We start from the raw sequence: 20,174 nt of genomic DNA, 5'->3' as shown, positions 1-20,174 counted from the left end.
GCGAAAAGAGTAATAAAGCGATATGCGAAATGTCTGTGCCCGCTGACGATGCAGCGCGCAGGAATCTTTACTCTGGTTTGCCAGATTCGCCCTCAACCGAAGGCGTGTGGCTCATTCCCGGCGTGGGAAGCGTGATGCCTGAGATCACTCGCCAGAAAGCGCAACCAAGGAAGCGGGCCTGCAAGAACACAAGGCCTGGCATCCCGATGCGCATTACTGTAGGACAAATATGCCCGAAAACACCGAAACCCGTCGAGAGGCAATAAACATTTTCAGGCTGCCAGCCCTTTCTTCAGTTGTTGCTGCCAGGCGGCCTGGCATTCCAACGCCTCTTCACGGGTGGCAAATGCAGTGCCACGGCGCTCGCCATTGACCAGCACCACCCAGCAAATGCGTTTGCCCAGCGCTTGCAGGGTGGCCGGCACCCCCGAACCAATCATCACAGCTACATCGACTCGGCTATTCATCATTCCCTCCGGAACTTAATTAGCACCCTAACGATATAGCCATGATACGCCTGCTCGTGGCGAGGAAACAGCGCATGCCGGTACAGCAGTGTTACGCACGGGGCAACAAAAACGGCGCCAGCGAGAAACGCAAAAAGCCCCAAGGATTGCTCCGTGGGGCTTGGCACCGCGCGCGGGGTTATACCTGGCGCTGGTGGCGATCGAGCTGCTCGTGGCGCTCCTGGGCTTCGATGCAGTACTTGGTGGTCGGGCTGATCAGCAGGCGCTTCAGGCCAATCGGCTCACCGCTGTCATCGCACCAGCCGAAGCTTTCGTCGGCAATACGGTCCAGGGCCATTTCCAGCTGTGGCAGCAGGCGCTGGTCGCGGTCGATGGCATTGACCAGCCAGCTACGCTCTTCTTCGACCGAAGCCACGTCGGCAGGGTCCGACGGAGTGTCCAGGCCTTCGATGGTGGTGCGGCTGAGCTCGATGCGCTCATGGGTTTCGACTTTCATCGCCTGCAGCAGCTCAGTGAAGAAGGCCAGCTGGTCGGCGTTCATGTAGTCATCGGCCGACATGGCCAGCAACTGTTCCTTGGTCATCGATTTCTCTATGAAAAAATGTGCATTTGGGCGATTCATGTGCCGCCGACGCCTTGGCATCGGCAGCGGAATTCTTCAAGCGCCAACCGGCACTCTTTTACAGGGGGCGGCAGTCTAAGGCGCCACGTCGCGTGGAGCAACTGCAAATGGGGCTGAATTTGCTTCAGGTGCTTACAATCCGCTGGTCGGTGCCAGGGAGGTAGCATTGGGGACGGCCGGGCTGGGCTGGCGCCGGGCGTCTCGAGGTATGCACCTGGAGGCCCGGCTAAAATCCCCTGCCAGCATCAACGGTCCTTGAACTGCGCCTCGCGCTTGGCGATGAACGCGGCCATGCCTTCTTTCTGGTCTTCGGTGGAAAACGCCGCATGGAACACTCGACGTTCAAAGCGCACGCCCTCGCTAAGGGTAACTTCAAACGCCCGGTTGACGCTTTCCTTGACCATCATGCTCACCGGGATCGATTTGCTGGCAATGGTCGCCGCCACCTTCAGCGCCTCTTCCACCAACTCCGCCTGCGGCACAATCCGCGCCACCAGGCCAGCCCGCTCGGCCTCTTCGGCGCCCATCAGGCGGCCAGTCAGGCACAGCTCCATGGCCTTGGCCTTGCCCACCGCACGGGTCAGGCGCTGGGTACCACCCATACCTGGCAACACGCCGAGGTTGATTTCCGGCTGGCCGAATTTGGCGTTGTCGGCGGCCAGGATAAAATCACACATCATCGCCAGCTCGCAGCCACCGCCCAAGGCAAAGCCAGACACCGCAGCAATGATCGGCTTGCGGCGGTTGGCAATGCGGTCGGCATCGCTGAACAGGTCGTCAACGTAGATCTGCGGGTATTGCAGCTCGGCCATTTCCTTGATGTCGGCGCCAGCGGCAAAGGCCTTGGCCGAACCTGTCAGCACCACGCAGCCGATGTTCGGGTCACGCTCAAGCTGGTCCAGGGCCTGGTTGATTTCGCCGACAATCTGCGCGTTCAGCGCATTGAGCGCCTGCGGGCGGTTGAGGGTGATCAGGCCGACCTTGCCGTGGATGTCCAACAGGATGGTTTCGAATGCCATGCAGTCTGCTCCTTCAAAGATTGCGCGCAATGACCATGCGCTGAATGTCGCTGGTGCCTTCGTAGATCTGGCATACCCGAACGTCTCGGTAAATCCGCTCCAGCGGGAAGTCACTCAGATAGCCATAACCGCCCAGGGTCTGCAAGGCATCCGAACAGACCTTTTCGGCCATTTCCGAGGCAAACAGCTTGGCCATCGACGCTTCCACCAACGCTGGGCGCCCGGCATCACGCAGCGCGGCGGCGTGCAGCACCATCTGCCTGGCGACGGCAATTTTCGTGGCCATGTCGGCCAGGCGGAATGCCACGGCCTGGTGCTCGATCAGCGCCTTGCCGAAGCTTTGCCGTTCGTTGGCATAGTCGCGGGCCACTTCGAACGCGGCGCGGGCCATACCCACTGCCTGCGAAGCAATACCGATGCGACCACCCTCAAGGTTGGCCAGGGCGATCTTGTAGCCTTCGCCCTCCGCGCCCAGGCGGTTGGCCACGGGCACACGCACATTGTCGAAAACGATCTGGCAAGTGTCGGAGGCATGCTGGCCGAGTTTGTCCTCGATCCGCGCCACCTGGTAACCCGGCGAATCGGTCGGCACGATGAAGGCGCTGATGCCACGCTTGCCGGCGTCCGGGTCGGTCACGGCAAACACGATCACTACCCCGGCGTTTTGCCCAGAGGTGATGAACTGCTTGCTGCCGTTGAGCACGTAGTGGTCGCCATCAAGCTTTGCACGGGTTTTCAGGCTGCTGGCATCAGAGCCTGCCTGCGGTTCGGTCAGGGCGAAGGCACCGAGCATCGCCCCCGTGGCCAGCGGGGTGAGAAACTGCTCTTTTTGCTGCTCGCTGCCAAAACGCAGAATCGGCACGCAACCTACCGAATTGTGCACGCTCATGATGGTCGAGCAGGCGCCATCACCCGCAGCGATCTCTTCCAGGGCCATGGCATAGGCCACATAACCGGTATCGCTGCCACCCCACTGCTCCGGCACCAGCATGCCGAACAGGCCAAGCTCGGCCATCTCGTCGATGGCCTCTTTCGGAAAACGGTGTTCCTTGTCCCATTGTTCGGCAAACGGTTTCAGGCGCTCCTGGGCGAAAGCGCGCACGGCGTCGGCGATCTGTTGTTGCTCGTCAGTTACCAGCATGGTTCACCTCAGTACAGGCATTCGACGGCCATGGCCGTCGCTTCGCCGCCGCCAATGCAGATGGCCGCCACGCCGCGGCGCAGGTTGTTCTGGCGCAGGGCTGACAGCAGGGTGACCAGAATGCGAGCGCCAGAGGCACCGATCGGGTGACCCAGGGCGCAGGCGCCGCCGTGAATGTTGACCTTGTCGTGGGGCAGGTCGAGGTGCTTCATGGCCGCCAGGGTGACCACCGCGAAGGCCTCGTTGATTTCGAACAGGTCGACCTCGGCCAGGTTCCAGCCGGTGCGTTTCATCAGTTTGTCGATGGCACCGATCGGCGCGGTCGGGAACAGCGCCGGGGTGTCGGCGAATGCGGCGTGGCCATGGATCACCGCCAGCGGCTTGAGGCCACGCTTCTCGACTTCGGAGCGGCGCATCAGCACCAGCGCGGCAGCACCATCGGAAATCGAGCTGGCGTTGGCTGCGGTCACCGTTCCGCCTTCGCGGAAGGCAGGCTTGAGCTGCGGAATCTTGTCCAGGCGCGCCTTCGGCGGCTGCTCGTCGTCCTTGATGACGCGTTTTTCCTTACCCTCGGTGACTTCTACCGGCACGATCTCGGCGGCAAAGCGGCCGCTCCTGATCGCGTCCTGGGCACGGGTCAGCGAGGCGATGGCGAACTGGTCCTGGGCTTCGCGGCTGAAGGCATTGGCCTGGGCGCAATCCTCGGCGAAGGTGCCCATCAGGCGGCCTTTGTCGTAGGCGTCTTCAAGGCCGTCCATGAACATGTGGTCGATGATCTTGCCGTGGCCCATGCGGTAACCGCCACGGGCCTTGTCCAGCAGGTAGGGGGCGTTGGTCATGCTTTCCATGCCGCCGGCAACCACCACGTCAGCCGTACCGGCCAGCAGCAGGTCATGGGCCATGATCGCGGCTTGCATGCCCGAGCCACACATCTTGTTCAGGGTGGTGCAGGTGGTGTGCTTGTCCAGCCCGGCACCCAGCGCCGCCTGGCGCGCCGGTGCCTGGCCCTGGCCGGCCGGCAGCACGCAGCCGAACAGCACCTGCTCGACGCTGGCAGCGTCGATGCCGGCGCGCTCCACGGCGCCGCGAATGGCCGCGCTGCCCAGTTGTGGCGCGGTCAGGCTTTTGAGGTCGCCCTGCAGGCCGCCCATGGGCGTGCGCACGGCGCTGACGATTACGATCGGGTCATTGGCGAGGGTCATGTTCGCTCTCCTTACTTGGCTGCCATGCGCAGTGCGCCGTCGAGGCGGATCACCTCGCCGTTGAGCATGCTGTTCTCGATGATGTGACGGGCCAGTGCAGCGTATTCCTGTGGACGGCCCAGACGCGGCGGGAATGGCACACCGGCAGCCAGGGAAGCACGCACTTCTTCGGTCATGCCGGCCATCATCGGTGTTTCGAAAATGCCCGGGGCAATGGTCATCACGCGGATGCCAAAGCGCGCCAGCTCACGAGCGGCCGGCAAGGTCAGGCTGGCGATGGCGCCCTTGGATGCGGCGTAGGCGGCCTGGCCAATCTGCCCGTCATAGGCGGCAATCGACGCCGTGTTGATGATCACGCCACGCTCTCCACCTTCATCGGCACCCCCTTCGGCCATGGCCGCCGCAGCCAGACGCAGCAGGTTGAAGCTCCCTAGCAGGTTGACATTGATGACTTTGGCGAAGCTGGCCAGGCCATGCGGGCCCTGTTTGCCCAGCACTTTCTCGGCACCGACGATGCCAGCGCAGTTGACCAGCCCATGCAGGCTGCCAAAGCTGCTGACAGCCGCATCGACAGCCGCTTGGGCCGCTTGCTCGTCACTGATGTCAGCCACGGCGAAGCGGGCGTTGTCACCCAGCTCGCGGGCCTTGGCCTCGACAGCGTGGGCATTGAGGTCGACCAGCATGACTTTGGCGCCGGCTTCGACCAGCATCTGCGCAGTCGCAGCACCCAGCCCGGAGGCGGCGCCGCTGACGATGAAGTGTTTGTTGGCTATCTGCATGATCGGTTTCCTTTCAAGCGCTGGCAGGGGTGGCCTGTTGCGCGTTTTGTTTGGCGACTTCCTGGTTACGCAGGATGAAGCGTTGCAGCTTGCCACTCGGGGTTTTGGGCAGCTCGCTGACGAATTCGATTTCTCTGGGGTAGGCATGCGCGTACAGCCGCTGGCGTACGTGCTGACGCAAGGTTTCCTCCAGCTCGGCACTGCCGTTGTAGCCACGGGCCAATACCACGAACGCTTTGATCAGCTCGGTGCGCTCCGGGTCGGGCTTGCCGATCACCGCCGCCTCGATCACCGCCGGGTGCTCGATCAGCGCGCTTTCCACATCGAACGGGCCAACCCGATACCCGGAGGTGGTGATCACATCATCGCTGCGGCCGACGAAGCTGATGCTGCCGTCCTGGTTCAGCTCGACGGTGTCGCCGCTGAGGTAATACTTGCCAACGAAGGACTTGGTCGGCAGGCCCTGGTAGCCACCGAACCAGCACAACGGTGATTGCTCACGGTCGACAGCAAGGATGCCCGGCTGGCCGGCCGGCAGTTCGTTACCCTGCTCGTCCACCACCACGATGCGGTGGCCAGGGATGGCAAAGCCGGCCGAACCCAGGTGCACCGGGTGCCTCAAACCATGGTGGTTGCACAGCACCATGCCCAGTTCGGTCTGGCCGTAGTGATCGTGAATGGTCACGCCCAGTTCGTCGGAGAACCAGCGGATCACTTCCGGGTTAAGCGGTTCGCCAGCACTGCTGACCACCCGCAGGCGGCCCTTGATCGGCGCCGAGAATTCATTGCCCGCAGCAATCAGCAAACGGTACGCGGTGGGCGAGCCAGCCAGGTTGGTGATGCCCAGCTTGTCGATCACCCGGGCGCAGCTTTCAACACTGAACGGGCCATCGTAGAAGGTGGTGGCGTGCCCTAGCGACAACGGGCCGGTAACGGCGTAATACAGGCCATACGCCCAACCCGGGTCGGCCAGGTTCCAGAAGTTGTCCTCGGGAAGCAGTTCGATGGCATCGCGCATGTAACCCTGGAACGCGACAATCGCCCGCAGTGGCACTTCCAATGGTTTTGCCGGGCCGGTGGTTCCAGAGGTGAACATCAGCAGGAACGGATCGTTGCCTGAGCGCATCACCGGCTCGCATGCATCCGCTGCGCGTTCCAGGCATTGCTGGAAGTCCAGCTCACCGCTGCGGGCCCTGACGGTGATGATGGTCGGACAGGCCTGCACATCGTCCAGCTTGGCGCGGTTCTGGCTGTCGGTGACGACCACTCGGGCATGGGATTGTTCAAGCCGGTGCTCGATGGCCTTGGGGCCGAACGCCGTGAACAACGGCTGGTAAACCGCCCCCAGGCGCCAGGTGGCGAGGATGGTGACCAGCAGTTCGGGCGTACGCGGCATCAACCCCGCCACACGGTCTCCGGCCTCCACCCCCTGCGCCTTGAGCACATTGGCAAACCGGGCAGCCTGCGCCTTGAGCTGATCGAAGCTGTAGCGCGCGCTGTTGCCATCGCGGTCTTCGTAAATCAGCGCCAGCTTGCCGCTTCCGGCATGCCGATCACAACATTCGACACAGGCATTGAGGGCTTCGAGGTTGCCATGCAATGCCGCCGTAACAGCATTGGCATGGTCGAACGCACGGGCGGCCTCGGCGTAATCGCGCATCGTCAGACTCCTGGTTTCTTGTTTTTGGAGTTAAACCATCGGTCCAACGATGTTCGCGCCGCTCAAGCGCGGCGGCAATGGCCAAAGCTGTCAATCTGGATGACCGGTTTGGCCGCCTCTCGTTACCCCTGCCCGCGCTCTGCGGCGCGCAGGTAGGACTGGGTGAGCGCCGCGACCAGGCGCTCGATATCGACGCCCTGTTGCTCCCGTAGTCGAGTTTGCTGCTGCTCAAGGGCCATCGCCGACAACGCAGGCCGCTGAGCCTGCAGCCGAAGCATGCGCTGCGAGTAGTCTGCACGGATGGCATCAAACATGCGGCCATGCTGCTGGCGCAGGTAACGGTTCCAGAACGCCCGCTGACTCAGGCTATCGGTCAAGTTCTCGATGGTCTGCGCGTGGTTAACCCGCCGAAATGCATCCTCTATCCGGGCCTGTGCAAGCGTGACAGCATCGGGATAGCGCATGGCGTACGGCTGACCAGGCAGCTGCAAACGGCTGCGAAGTCGTATCCTGTAGGCAAGTCCCAATGCCAACTCATCAACGGGCTCACCGGCGGCCAGACGCTGCCGGTAATCCTGGCGGGCAATCCCCTCCACCTGATCCAGCCGGAACAGTTGCCGGCCCAGTTCCAGCAGCTGATTGCTGCTTTCAGGATTGACCGCGTTTGCTTCAGCCTGCGCCTGCCTGACCTGCACCTGCAATTCACTGAACCGGCTGGCGACAGCATCCGAACACGACAGCGGCGCGTCAGCCCATTCGAAAATTCGCCGGCAGAGCACGGGGTCGTTGTCCAGTGCGGCCAGCAATGCCCATACTCCGTCAACCAGCGCAACCCGTCCTTCGCCAGCGCCCGTGTAGTCAGCCGTCATTTCCAGGCGAGCCAACAACCTGAAGAACCCACTGCTATTCGCTTGCGCCAGCAAACGCTGCCACACGGCCTCTCGCGTCGCCCGAACCGCCGCATCCTCATGCTCGGCCAAAAGCGTGCGAGTCCGGGCCAGGTCAAATGTCCATGACTGCTCAGGCGAGTGCCGATGCTCCTCGATCACATCGAGCGCGTAAAATCTACGGAGTTGCATGGGCGACAAGGGGTTGCGCTCTATCAGAATGGCACGCCGAAACGCATGCGGCATCTGCTGGATTTCCGCCGGCACCTCACGCAGTTGGTTGTCGCGCAGGTCAGCACACTCAAGCAGGCCACACAGCTCCAAGCGTCGCGGCCAGGCGCCGAGACGGCAATGGCGCAGGTTCAGACTTCTCAGTCGGGAGAGATGATGGAAGCTCATGTCCAACGCTTCCAGCCGGTTGTAGCTGAGGTCAAGATGCGTAAGGTTTGGCAGGCCATGCAGAATGCCGATTGCCTGAGCATCGAGCCTTATCTGATTATGCGCCAATCGGAGCACTTGAATATGTGGCAGATGTGCAACACCCACTGGTATGCGCATCAAGCCGTTGCTGTTGAGATTGAGGTCCGTCAAGGCAGTGAAGGGACGTAGGAAATCGACCGGAATGTCTGTAACCAAGCTGTCGTTCACGCTTAGCGCGGTGATGCGATGGAAGTCGATTTGCGGGGGTAGTGCCGGCAGCGTGCGTAAATGCAAACCCCTCAACGACAAGCGCTGCCCCTGGGTTTGCCCTGAGCCGGTCGAGACAGGCTCGCCCTGCAGTCGCCAGGCTCGCAATATGCTATCGGCCGTCAACCTGCGTGCGGCTTGCCGCCCCTCCTGTAGCTCGGCACTGACCCAGCGGTTCAGGTATTGCGTTAGCTGATCATGGTGATCCTGCAACACCACCAGGCGCTCCAGCACGGGCTGCGAGCCTGCTTGCAAACGCGCCAGTTCCACCTCCAGCGCGGCCTCATCCAGGCCAGGATAAAGCGATCGTAACTGGTTACGATCGATTGCCCGCTCATCGCGGGGGGCAGCTGAAGAGCGGCCACTGAGCGTGTAGCCCACCCGCCCGTCCTCCAGGCGACGCCCTGGATTGAACCAGGCACCCTGCTCCGGCCAACCGAGCATGCGTGCGATACCCCAATGGGATCCGGGTAACCGCTCCAGAAGCTGCGCACGCAGTTGGCCTGCCGAAGCACTGCCCGCCAACTGCATCGCCGTCCGCTGTTCAGACGTGAGGGCGGCAACGAGTGCCTCGAAGATACAGCCAGGTTCGCCGGGCGGAACCGCTTGTTGCTCGCCCAACCCGTTGTAGATCTGAAACCTGCCCTCATGGCGGACCAGTACCCTTTCCGCCTCGCTCTGCCCGCCGCTACCAAGGTGCTTGACAGACCGCCCATCAATCGCGCTGTCACGCAAGTCGATGTCGAGCTGGTCAAGCTCGAAGGTATCCAGCAACGCAAGGGCCAGCTCGCCGGTGACGTCGCTATAGGCCGTGCTCAGATACAACCCGGCCAGCCCCCGGTTCAACCGCGCCAGGCGCAGGAGCGAACGGGCGTGCTTCGCACACGACAAAGGCAGGCGCTGCTCGACCCGCGCCATTTCGTGCTCAAGCTCACCTGCCTGGCCGGCCAGCTCGTTTATGTAGGCGGCCGGCAGGCCAGGGAAGTCCCGTTTGACCAACAAGCTCAAGGGACCTTGCACAAGCGGCTGCTCTGTCAGGTGGGCAAACAGCTGCGGGCGCAACTCGGCCTCGTGCGCCAGTAACTGCTCCAGCCCTACCCCAACGTCTGGCCGGCCTTCACTCCAGGTCAACAGCTCACTGTCGGATGGCATCAATGCCTTCAGCCGAACGCGCTCGAAAAATGTCTGAATACGTGCATGTGCCTGGAAGGCGCGCAGAGTTTGCCCGAGGTTCACGGGAGCCGGTCGGTCCTCCACCAGCACCCCGCGCAACTCATCTTCATCCATATCGGCGACCCGCAGTATCTGCTCGGCCTGATGCGCATCGACAGCGGGATGCTGTGGCCACAAAGCATCCAGCATGTGTGCAGGGTCCTGCCAGCCATGCGGTTGCTCGCGCATCAGGCGCCAGCCACGCTCACCGTTGTGCAACACCACCGGCCCGTAGCCACCCTCACCCGCTGCATGACGCAAGCGATAGGGGCCGCCAGTGATCGGCTGGTGCACTTCGTGATAGCGCCCGTCGATACGGACCCAGCGACGTTCATCCTCACCATACCTTCCCTCTTCCAGCAGACCGATAGAGCCCGGCATGGAGCGATAATTCGCGGGATCGAAATGCCATAGCCGACCGCGCCCATTCCCAAGGCTTACCGGCTCCAGGCGCGCGACAAACGCACTGCGCACAAAACTGACCGCCGCCACTGTCGCAGCCGTGGCCGCCAAGGTCTCGGCCACCCCTAGCAAATGCTCCAGCGCTTCATGTTGGTGCCCGCTCGACCAGTCCCTTATCCCTTCGAACACTTCCGAGCAGGTCTGGGCAACCAACTGACCCAACAACAAGGCGCCCACGACGGGAATGAACAATCCGGCGAGGTTTATCAGGTCCAGACCCGCAGCCTTCCATTGCGCGTGTCTGGCGCTTATGGCCTGGCTATCAGCGTCGGCGGTTGGTACCAGCAACAAGCGGGCATCATTCTTGACCCTTTGCACTTGCCGGGTCGCCAATTCCGTGAAAATCCCGCCGCCCGGTGCCGTGCCTTCAAGCGCCAGGTCCGGTAGTGCGTCCTTCAGGCGCTTGCCAAGGGTGCTGACGAACGCTGCACGGTGCTCGATGCTGATCAGCTGCGTGAAGTACTGCCAGTACGATGGCTCCTTCAACAGCGATGCCAGCATGCTGTTCATGGCGAGCGCATCGTCGAAGAAACGCAGCGCTTGCCGAGGATCACTCGCCAGGTAAAGGACGATGCCCCGTTCATTCCCTGCCTTGTCACGCAGGTGAATCAGCAACCCGTCGGCCACAGGTTGCCCTAGCGCCTTCAGCAGCATCGGGTCACCCGTCAACCCTTGCTGTCGGTGCGGCTCACCGTGGTCCACCACCTCACGCAAGGCGATCTGTACATCGGCGCTTATGTTTCCCTGCAAAGCTGCAATTTCGGTGGCCAGTTTCAACCCCGAACGTTTGTCTGCAGCCAGCATCGCTTGAGTAGCCGGATGAAAGATCCTTTCCAGCTCGTCCTGATATTTCTGGCCAACGTCCAGATCGCGACAAGCCGCAATCAATGCGTCCAGCGATGCATTCAAGGGCTTATCGCTGCCGGGCAGAACCAGCCCGGTACCTATGTAATAGCTTGTATTCGCAGCGAAGTTGCGCATCAGCCGCAGCAACCCGTTTTCACGTGTTTGGCTGTACGCGTACGTCTGCTGCAATGTGCCTGGCAGAGTGCCGAACCGCGGAGCAACCCTCAGCCATTCGAGCTGGGCAAACGCCTGCCCATCAGGCAACGGTGCATCCAGCAGTGCCAGCAGGTGTTTCTCGGCAAACGGCTGGAGCGGCAGTAGCTCGACGGTGAGCCCACGCAGGCGCGCCTGGCTGGCATGATGCGCGTTCAGGCTGGTACGCAAGGTATTGATCTGGCCCTTTGAAGCACGTTTGAGCCACTCAGGTAATCTGGCAGCCATGAATTGATCGTGGCCAGTCGCGTTGGTGGTCATGGTTGGTTCCCCAGCTATTGGACGAAGCCAACCATGTTGCTCAACTGCCTGACCAGGATGCAGAGGGAACGGGTGCGGGCAGATCAGACGCCCTGGCGCGGGCGGTCCTGCAACGGCATGTTCAGTTCCTGCTCGGTCAGCTGCAGGGCAAGTGCATCGAACGCCTGTTCCCTTTCCCGCTTCAGCTGCTCACAGCGTTTCACATAGTCACTACTGCTCAGGGCTTCCTTCTCCTGATCCAGGGTATCCATCCGCGTGTCGAAATCGTCGGAGATCCGCGCATACGCCTCGGGATACCTGACACGCAGGTACGGCGCCCAGAAGTCTCGCTGACTGATATAGCGAACCCGCTCTACACCCGTTTCAGCACGCAGCACGGTCGCATATGCCTGATCGAGGTGTGCCTGCGTAACCCCGGCAATGGCACGGAACTGCAGGGTCCGCGGTTGCCCTATCAGGTTCAGGCGGCTCGCCAAACCCGTGCGATACGCCAGGCTGACCTCGACCTCATCCACAGCGTGCCCTTCGGCCAACCGATCAAGGCAGTCGGCACGGGCGATACGTTCCACCTCATCAAGCCGGAACATGCGCTGAGCCAACAACAGGCGGGCATCACGCGTGGCAATCGGGTCGCCCCCGAATGTCACTTGCAGCACTCTCATGCGGACTTCGAGCTGGCTGAAGCAATGCGCCACACTATCAACGCATGTACGCGGGTCCGCTGCGCGGTCAAAAAGCTCTTCACGGATCCGGGTATCGTGCGAGGCGGACTCCACCATACCCCACACTCTTCGCGAAAGGTCTTCACGTGCAAGCCGAAAATCGGCGCTGTCAATCAGCTCTGCCAGTAGCAGGAAGAACTGCGTGTTGCCTGGTTCCTGTCTCAACGCGTCCCACTGCCCAGACCTGTTTAACTGATCATGCTCATCCAGAGTCGCCAGCCAGGCCGTCCTGGCATGCAGAATGTCCGCCTCCTCCCCTTGCAAGTGCCCCGGTCCCGGCTGTACCGCGTACAAACGTTCGCGATCGGCCACCGACAGCGCGTTACCCTCTACAAGCAGCCGCTGGCGCAGCGCCAGCGGAGCATCGATCAATGCCTGGGGCAAACTGGAAATCTGGTTATTTCGCAGGTCGGCATGCTCAAGCAGGCCACACCATTCAAGGCCATCCGGCACCACCTGCAGACCCGTGCGATACAGATGCAGCTCGCGCAACCGGGAAAGTTGGTTGAAACGCAAGCTGATCGCACCCAACGGGTTGCCACTCAGGTCCAACGTGCGCAGGTTGACGAGCTGCGCCAAGGCCCCCGCATGGGGCGCCGTCATCCGAATCCGGTTGCTGGCCAGGTGCAAATAGCGCAACCGGGGCAACATTTCGAGCCCTTGCGGAAGCGCAAGCAAGGCATTTCTGCTCAGGTCCAGGCGCCGCAAGCCAGGGAAAAAGTTCAGAAAACCTGCCGGCAAAGCTTGTAGCCGCAACCCCACCAGCGCAAGGTCCGTGATGTGGCCAAAGTCAGTACCTACTGGTAGGACAGGCAAACCGCCGGCCGGCACATTGAGAACACCAAGTCTCAATCCACTTTGCGCATCATCGGGAAAATGAACCCGATCACCCTCCAGGCGCCACGCGTGGCGAAACGCGCTTGCTACCAGCTGCCGCTGCCCACGTTGAGGCCCGGATACAGCATCGGTCCAGCGAACAAGGCTCTCATCAAGCCTGCGGTACTGTTGCTCCTGATGCAGCAGATTGGCGTAAGCCGAGTGCGAGCTCCTCAAGAGCATCTGCAAGAAGCGTTCGACGGCATCGTCATCGAACGAAGGGTACAGGCTACGAATCCGACGCAGCAGCACCTGCCTTTGAGTCGCTGACGAAGTGCCCCGGCCGCTGAGCAAATAGCCAACCCGCCCATCGGGCAAACGGTGCAAGGGAGAAGCAACGGGCCTGGCTTCACGCCACCCTAGCAAACGGATCAACTCAAGGCGGTCACGCGGTAGCCAGCCTTGCATCGACACACGGATGCGCGCTGCAGCACCTTCGCCAGCCCACCCTTCACGCTGCAGGAAAGTGGACGGCAGGCAGGCGGCCAGCACTTCGAATAGCCCGTGGGGCTGCGCCACCGCTATCTCGTTTTCCTGGCCCATCCCGTCGTAGAGATCAAAGCTGCCGTCACGCCACACCATCACCGTGCCCTGATCTGTCCCGCCTTGCTCAGGGAACAGTTTTTCCAGTGCAGGGCCAAAGGCTGACCCCTCGCGCAATATCAGGTTGATGCTTCCAGGCGCCAAGCTCCGGCGACGCAGCAAGGCGAATACCAAGGTCACCCAGTCGGCGTTGTAACCATTACGCAAGAACAAAGCCTCGCGTACCCGTGTAAGGCGGGCCTGCTGCAGCATCGCGCGCGCCTGCTCGGCCAACGCCATCGGCACGCGAGACTCACTCACCATGCGTTGGCGTAGCTCAACACTGGCGTTTTTGAGCAAATCCAGCGCATAGGCGTCAGGCAGCCCCGCAAAACTGCCCTTCAGCGTGGCCAACAGCGGATCATCAACCAGGTAGGCTTTGGCAAAATGCTCCAGCATCGGGGCCCGCAGGTTTTGCGCAGAGGCCTGAATCGCCTGGATCTGTTCCGACAGTTGTAGCCCTTGCAGCCCCAATCTGTCATTGCACCACTGCAAGGCTTCGGCATCGTGGCCTTGCGCCCCTAGTTCGGCAAAGAACACCTCGATCCTGTCATCGACGGCAAAACGCTCCAAGGTATCGCGCAGCGCTACGGGCAGGTGCCGTCCTTCTACCAGCAAACCGCGCAAATGCGCCTCATCGACATCCGCGACTGTAAGGATTTGCGAGATCCGCTCCGGGCTCAATCCAGCTGCGCCAGGCCATAGACGCATGAGTAGTCGCTCACTGCCCTGCCACTCCAGCGGCCGCTCGTACCTGAGCCGCCAGGCACGCTCACCGTTACTCTCCAGAGAAGGGCCAAACACGCCCGCGCCGTCACGGTGCAATAATCGCCAGGTGCCCGCTGTATCCCGGCGCACCCGGTACAGCACACCCTCGCACCGCCACCAGTGGGCCTGGCCATCGCTAAGCAGCCCGTTATCCAGTTCAGTCAAGGTTGGCACGGTCGCGTGTGCCTGGTAAGGACGTAGGTCGTAATGCCATAGACGTTGCTTGTCCGCCTCGGTGAGGACCGGCTCCAACTGCTCGACAAACGTACTGCGCGCTATCTGCACGCCCGTGGCGACCGCAGCGCCGGCAGCCACTGTAGTGGCCACCTGAAGCAGGTGCTCCAGTGCTTCGTGCTGGTGCCCCTGAGCCCAGTCACGCGCACCTTCGAATACTTCACCCAGCACCTGCCGGGCCAGATCCGCCAAGAGCAGTGCGCCAACGGCCGGCACGAAAAACCCGACCAGGTTCAGCAGTACCAGCCCCGCAGTCTCCAGCTTTCGCAATCGTTCTGACGCAGCCCTGGTGTTCGCCTGCGCCGTCGGCACGGCCAGGAAAGCCGCATCATCCTTGATGCGCTGCACATGCCCGACGGCCAGGTCGATGAACGCTTCGTTTCCTGCAGCAACGGAGCAGGGTTCCAGGTCCGGTTGGTCATCCAGCAGGCGCTTGCCCAGCGTCTGCTGATAATCCGCCTGCCCGCCAAGTGCAATCCGACGTGCAATCGACTGGCGGAACCGGGCATTGCCCATGGCAGCCACCAGGCCTCGGTTAGCCGAACGCCAGTCATCGTAACGGCGCAGCGGCTGAACGGGGTCGTCTGGCAGATAAAGCAGCACGCTCAGCAGACGTCTGGGGTTGAAGACCAGACCGGGGAACCCGCTTGGTGTTCCCACCAGCTGGAACACAATGGCGCCTTCTACCCGGTGCCCCAGGATCTGCAACGTACTCATGTTGAGCTCATGGTCCGAAAACAGCTCTGGACGCTTGCCTTGCCCGACTTCACGCAGCATTCGCAGGTCACTACCTGCAAGTTGCCCTTTGAGGGCCGCAATCTCGATTGCAACCGCTAACTCAAGGCGCCTGTCGATGGCCAGCTGGCGCTTGAAACTGGCCGTCAGTACTTGATCGAGATGGTCTTGATAGGCCTGACCGACATCTGCGCTACGGCACAGCTGCACCACATCGTCGACGCGCTGCGTGATGACACGCACTGGCTCGCCAGGCGCAGTGGTTGCATCGATCAGCGCCGTGTCGGTAAAGAACGACTCACCTTCCATGAAGTTCTGCAACAACTTCTGCAAGGCCGGCACGGTCACGAAATAAGCCTCGAACGCCTGAAGCTGGCCTTGGCTGACCTTCAAGCGCCGTCGCTCTTCACGCCAGTTGACGTTGGTCAGATCCATTTCCAGCTTCAGTTGCGACTTCATCGCCTGCTCGAAGTGCAGAGCGGCAAACCGCTCAAGCGGTTGCAGCTGCTGCGAGGCCGCCGCCATGCGTTTCTGGCTCTGCAAATGTGCCGTCATGCAGGCCCGCAGCAACGCCAGTGGTTTTGGTCCGGCCCTCCTCAGCCAGGTGGGCAACTGCTCGGCGATGAAGTCGTTGGCCGGGTGCAGCAGTTTCGGGTGAATCGTCGGTTGGGGCATGGTCAGGATCCTCAGGCATGATTCGACCTGCCACCTTGCCCTTACCGTTTGCGGCGCCACAGCCGGAAGCGTTGGTCCCTCAGTGCCCAGCCCCGCGGGCCTGAATCAATGCCCGATAATGCCCAGGGTTACAGCCAAACCATTTGCGAAACGCCTTGTAGAACGAACTGTTGTCGGCAAACCCCAACTGCTCGGCAAGCTCGCCCATGGCCACGTCTTCCCGGCTTAACCAGGCGATCGCCAACTCTCTGCGTACACTGTCCTTCAACCCTTGGTAATTCTGCCCCTCTTCGGCCAGGCGCCGGCGCAGGGTCGAAGGCGACAGGCACAACTGCCGTGCCAGGCTGTCAGCATCTGGCCAATGTTCAGGGGCCAGGCCCAGCAGGTCGGTTCGTATGCGTCGCCCGAGGCTGGCCGGGTCACGGTACTTGACCAGGATATTGCCCGGCGCTTCGGCAAGAAATCGCTGCAGTTCCTCCTCGTTGCGCTTCAACGGCAGGTCAAGGCACGCCGAGGCAACGATCATGCGTGTGCGCGGGCGCTCAAAATGCAGGTTTTCCGAGAACATCACCCGATAGTCGTCACAAAAGGGTGGCTCGGCACAACGCAGGTCAATGCTCAGAATCGGGATACGCCGCCCGGCCAGCCAGCACGCCACCCCATGCACGATCATCCAGAACGTGAAATAGGTGAACGCGCGGCGCGGTTCGTCACGCGGCTCATTGATGACAATCTCGGCCAAACCTTCCTGGCGCACCAGGCTGGGCTGCATGTCCTGGAGCATCAGCGAAAGGAATGCCAGCGCGGTTTCCAGGCCAGCGCCCAAGGTCGGCTGGCCCATGCTGGCACGGCACATGAACGCCAGGCTGCCACTGCGCAGGCCGCGTGGGTCCATGGCGAAGAACTCGTCGTTGCAGCGGCGTGCCAGCAGGCGCCACAACCGGGCATAGGACTCTGCACTGACACGCGCCTCTGGCAAGTGCAAGTGTTCAACGGCGATGCCCGCCCGGGCCAGCAAGCTGCTATCGGGCTCACCGGCGGGGCAGGTTTGCAACAGCGCTTCACGCACCAGCTGCATGGAAATAGTGTCTTTGTCGCTCATCGACGGTCCTGTCGGCGTGTTGCCGGCCATCTTAGGCCGCCTTGCTGAAAACAGCCATCACAGCCCCACCGCCAGGCCCAGGAACGCCTGGATCAGGCGCAATTCGCGACGGCGCTCCAGGCAACCGATCAGGTGTTGGTTGACCAGGCCGTCGCCAGACAATGGCCGTGCCACCACCCGCGGATCATTGGCCACTTCTGTAGAAGAAACCACACCAATACCCAGCTCCGAAGCCACCGCCTCGGTTACCGCCTCACGGCTGTCCAGCTCCAGCAGTACACGCGGCTGCACGCCCGCCCTGACGCAGGCTTTGTCGAAGGTACGCCGCGTGGTGGAGCTGGGTTCGCGCAGCACCATGATCTGCTGGTGCAGTTCGGCCAGGGGCAAATCGCCGTCGTCGTGGGCCCAGCCATGCCCCGCAGGCAACAACGCACACAGGCGTGATTCGCAGAGGTTCTGCAGGTACAGGCCCTTGCGCGGCTCGATCTCGGTCAGCACCGCCACGTCGGCGTGTTCGGACAACAGCGCAGCCAGCGTTTCCTGGGCATTGCCCAGCCGCAAGTTGACCGTGATGCCGGGGTAGCGCTCGCGCAGTTGCGCCAGCATGGGCATGACCCGATGCGGGCCATCGGCCGCCACCTCCAGGCGCCCGGTCAGCAACTGCCGGTTGGCCTCAAGCATGGCCTGTGCCTCTTCGGCCAGGCCGAACATGGCGCGGGTGATGGCTGCCAGGCGAGTGCCCTCCTCGGTCAACTCCACCCGCCGTGCGGTACGCCGCAGCAGGGTGATCTGGTAGTGCTCCTCAAGCGCCTTGACGTGCCCGGTCACGGCCGGCTGGCTGATGAACAGCCGCTCGGCGGCACGGGTAAAGCTGCCCTCACGGGCTACGGCGTCAAAGGCGCGCAGCTGGAACAGGTTCATTTCTATCGGCCTGACTTATAGCTGAGATAACAACAAACAATTTGATTGATGACAGCGTGAATTGCAACCTAGGCCCCGTCGTTTCAGCCCACCGCTTGTGAGGAATAACGGAATGAGCAACGCCCCGATTCTGCTGACCCCAGGTCCCCTGACCACATCAATCCGCACCCGCCAAGCCATGCTGGTGGACTGGGGCTCCTGGGACCGCGATTTCAACCAACTGACGGCCAGCGTGTGCGAGCAACTGCTGGCGATCATCGACGGCAGCGCCAGCCACCACTGCGTGCCCCTGCAAGGCAGCGGCACATTCGCCGTGGAAGCGGCCATCGGCACCCTGGTGCCACGCGATGGCAAGGTTCTGGTGCTGATCAACGGCGCTTACGGCCAGCGTCTGGCGAAAATCTGCAAAGTGCTGGGCCGCACGTACAGCACCTTCGAAACCGCCGAAGACCAGCCAACTACCGCCGCGGATGTCGACCGCCTGCTGGCTGCCGACCCGGCCGTGACCCACGTCGCATTGATCCACTGCGAAACCAGCACAGGCATCCTCAACCCGCTGCCCGAGATCGCCCAGGTCATCAAACGCCACGGTAAACGCCTGATCATCGATGCCATGAGCTCGTTCGGCGCCTTGCCAATCGACGCCCGCGAAATCCCCTTCGAAGCACTTATCGCCGCCTCCGGCAAGTGCCTGGAAGGCGTACCCGGCATGGGCTTCGTCTTCGCCGAAAAAGCAGCCTTGGCCGCCGCCGAAGGCAATGCCCACTCGCTGGCCATGGACCTTCACGACCAGCATGCCTACATGGCCAAGACCGGCCAGTGGCGCTTCACACCCCCCACCCACGTGGTCGCGGCCCTGCATGAAGCACTGCAGCAATACAATGAGGAAGGCGGCCTGCCGGCCCGCTACCAGCGCTACGCCAACAACTGCAAGACCCTGCTCGACGGCATGGCGGCCATCGGCCTGCGCAGCTTCCTGCCGGCCGAGATCCAGGCGCCGATCATTGTCACGTTCCATGCACCCAACGATGCCCGCTACCAGTTCAAAGACTTCTACGAGCGGGTCAAGGCCAAGGGTTTCATCCTTTACCCGGGCAAGCTGACCCAGGTCGAAACCTTCCGCGTCGGTTGCATCGGCGTGGTCGGAGCCGACGGCATGCAAGCCGCCGTGAATGCCGTGGCCCAAGTGCTGCGGGAAATGGAAGTGCTGGACATCTGACCCTTTGCCCACCCGACTTCAGGAATTAGCGCACATGAACTACAGCAACCCTACCCAGCTGCAAGCCGCCATCCTCGACTGGGCCGGCACCGTGGTCGATTTTGGCTCCTTCGCGCCGACCCAGATCTTCGTCGAGGCGTTCGCCGAATTCGACGTGCAAGTGACCATCGAGGAAGCCCGAGGCCCGATGGGCATGGGCAAATGGGACCACATCCGCACCCTGTGCGACGTACCGGAAATTGCCGAGCGCTACCGCAAGGTGTTCGGCCGCACCCCCACCGACGATGATGTCACCGCCATCTACAACCGCTTCATGCCACTGCAGATCGAGAAGATCGCCGTGCACTCGGCACTGATCCCCGGTGCCCTGGAAACCTTGACCGGCCTGCGCCAGAACGGCCTGAAGATCGGCTCCTGCTCGGGTTACCCGAAAGTGGTGATGGACAAGGTGGTGGAGCTGGCCGCGCAGAATGGCTACGTGGCCGACCATGTGGTAGCCACCGATGAAACCCCGAACGGTCGCCCCTGGCCAGCCCAGGCCTTGGCCAACGTGATTGCCCTTGGCATCGACGACGTAGCGGCCTGCGTGAAGGTGGATGACACCGTGCCGGGCATTCTCGAAGGCCGACGCGCCGGCATGTGGACCGTGGCCCTGGTGTGTTCGGGCAATGCCCTGGGGCTGACCTGGGAAGGCTACCGTGCACTGAGCGCCGAGAAGCTGGAAAGCGAGCGCACGCGCATTCACACGCTGTTCGCAGGCTCCCGCCCGCACTACCTGATCGACACCATCAACGAGCTGCCCGAAGTGATCGCCGACATCAACCGGCGCCTGGCCAAGGGCGAGATGCCGCAGGCCTCCTGAGCCGGCAAGTGGGGCCGCTT

The 20,174-nt window shown here is 62.2% G+C and carries 13 protein-coding genes; 2 read left to right on the top strand and 11 right to left on the bottom strand.

The genetic code is table 11. The features are described 5' to 3' along the window. Window positions 1-272 precede the first annotated feature (272 nt). The 11 genes from D906_RS21670 to D906_RS21620 all read right to left on the bottom strand — a co-directional run bounded on the left by D906_RS21670 (window position 273) and on the right by D906_RS21620 (window position 18,073). On the bottom strand, window positions 273-467 hold the full coding sequence (locus D906_RS21670; protein ID WP_012271507.1) for a hypothetical protein: 195 nt from the start codon (window positions 465-467) through the stop codon (window positions 273-275). 178 nt (window positions 468-645) lie between these two features. Then, window positions 646-1,050, bottom strand: a complete 405-nt coding sequence (locus tag D906_RS21665; RefSeq protein WP_003250099.1) for a TraR/DksA family transcriptional regulator — start codon at window positions 1,048-1,050, stop codon at window positions 646-648. A gap of 284 nt (window positions 1,051-1,334) precedes the next feature. Continuing rightward, window positions 1,335-2,108 (bottom strand): enoyl-CoA hydratase, encoded by a 774-nt coding sequence (locus D906_RS21660; RefSeq protein ID WP_003250095.1) that lies wholly within the window; start codon window positions 2,106-2,108, stop codon window positions 1,335-1,337. A 13-nt stretch (window positions 2,109-2,121) separates the two neighbouring features. Beyond that, complete coding sequence (locus D906_RS21655; RefSeq protein WP_019098772.1) at window positions 2,122-3,249, bottom strand: acyl-CoA dehydrogenase; 1,128 nt, start codon at window positions 3,247-3,249, stop codon at window positions 2,122-2,124. Between the two features lie 8 nt (window positions 3,250-3,257). Next, the gene (locus D906_RS21650; protein ID WP_027615704.1) at window positions 3,258-4,451 is read right to left on the bottom strand and encodes an acetyl-CoA C-acyltransferase; all 1,194 of its coding nucleotides are present in this window, start codon (window positions 4,449-4,451) and stop codon (window positions 3,258-3,260) included. Window positions 4,452-4,462: 11 nt separating this feature from the next. Continuing rightward, window positions 4,463-5,230, bottom strand: coding sequence for an SDR family NAD(P)-dependent oxidoreductase (locus D906_RS21645; protein WP_019097505.1), 768 nt, complete (start codon window positions 5,228-5,230; stop codon window positions 4,463-4,465). A 13-nt stretch (window positions 5,231-5,243) separates the two neighbouring features. Beyond that, window positions 5,244-6,890, bottom strand: coding sequence for an acyl-CoA synthetase (locus tag D906_RS21640; protein ID WP_027609684.1), 1,647 nt, complete (start codon window positions 6,888-6,890; stop codon window positions 5,244-5,246). 122 nt (window positions 6,891-7,012) lie between these two features. Then, entirely contained in the window at window positions 7,013-11,458 is a 4,446-nt protein-coding gene (locus D906_RS21635) for an NEL-type E3 ubiquitin ligase domain-containing protein (protein WP_027615703.1), read from the bottom strand. 83 nt (window positions 11,459-11,541) lie between these two features. Then, entirely contained in the window at window positions 11,542-16,050 is a 4,509-nt protein-coding gene (locus tag D906_RS21630; RefSeq protein ID WP_027615702.1) for an NEL-type E3 ubiquitin ligase domain-containing protein, read from the bottom strand. Between the two features lie 79 nt (window positions 16,051-16,129). After that, complete coding sequence (locus D906_RS21625) at window positions 16,130-17,152, bottom strand: AraC family transcriptional regulator (protein WP_019097509.1); 1,023 nt, start codon at window positions 17,150-17,152, stop codon at window positions 16,130-16,132. A gap of 57 nt (window positions 17,153-17,209) precedes the next feature. Then, window positions 17,210-18,073, bottom strand: coding sequence for a LysR substrate-binding domain-containing protein (locus tag D906_RS21620; RefSeq protein WP_019097510.1), 864 nt, complete (start codon window positions 18,071-18,073; stop codon window positions 17,210-17,212). A gap of 112 nt (window positions 18,074-18,185) precedes the next feature. Here D906_RS21620 and D906_RS21615 point away from each other — a divergent pair, with 112 nt between their 5' ends. Further along, window positions 18,186-19,292: a 2-aminoethylphosphonate--pyruvate transaminase gene (locus D906_RS21615; RefSeq protein ID WP_027609681.1), complete on the top strand. Its 1,107-nt coding sequence runs from the start codon at window positions 18,186-18,188 to the stop codon at window positions 19,290-19,292. Between the two features lie 34 nt (window positions 19,293-19,326). Continuing rightward, on the top strand, window positions 19,327-20,154 hold the full coding sequence (gene phnX / locus D906_RS21610; protein ID WP_016714972.1) for a phosphonoacetaldehyde hydrolase: 828 nt from the start codon (window positions 19,327-19,329) through the stop codon (window positions 20,152-20,154). Window positions 20,155-20,174: the final 20 nt, after the last annotated feature.

Origin of the sequence: Pseudomonas sp. LAIL14HWK12:I1, assembly GCF_003202095.1 — a bacterium.
In the GTDB taxonomy this organism is placed as follows: Bacteria; Pseudomonadota; Gammaproteobacteria; order Pseudomonadales; family Pseudomonadaceae; genus Aquipseudomonas; species Aquipseudomonas monteilii.
Note: the sequence above shows the minus strand (reverse complement) of the source record. Positions and strands in the feature narration are given on the sequence as shown.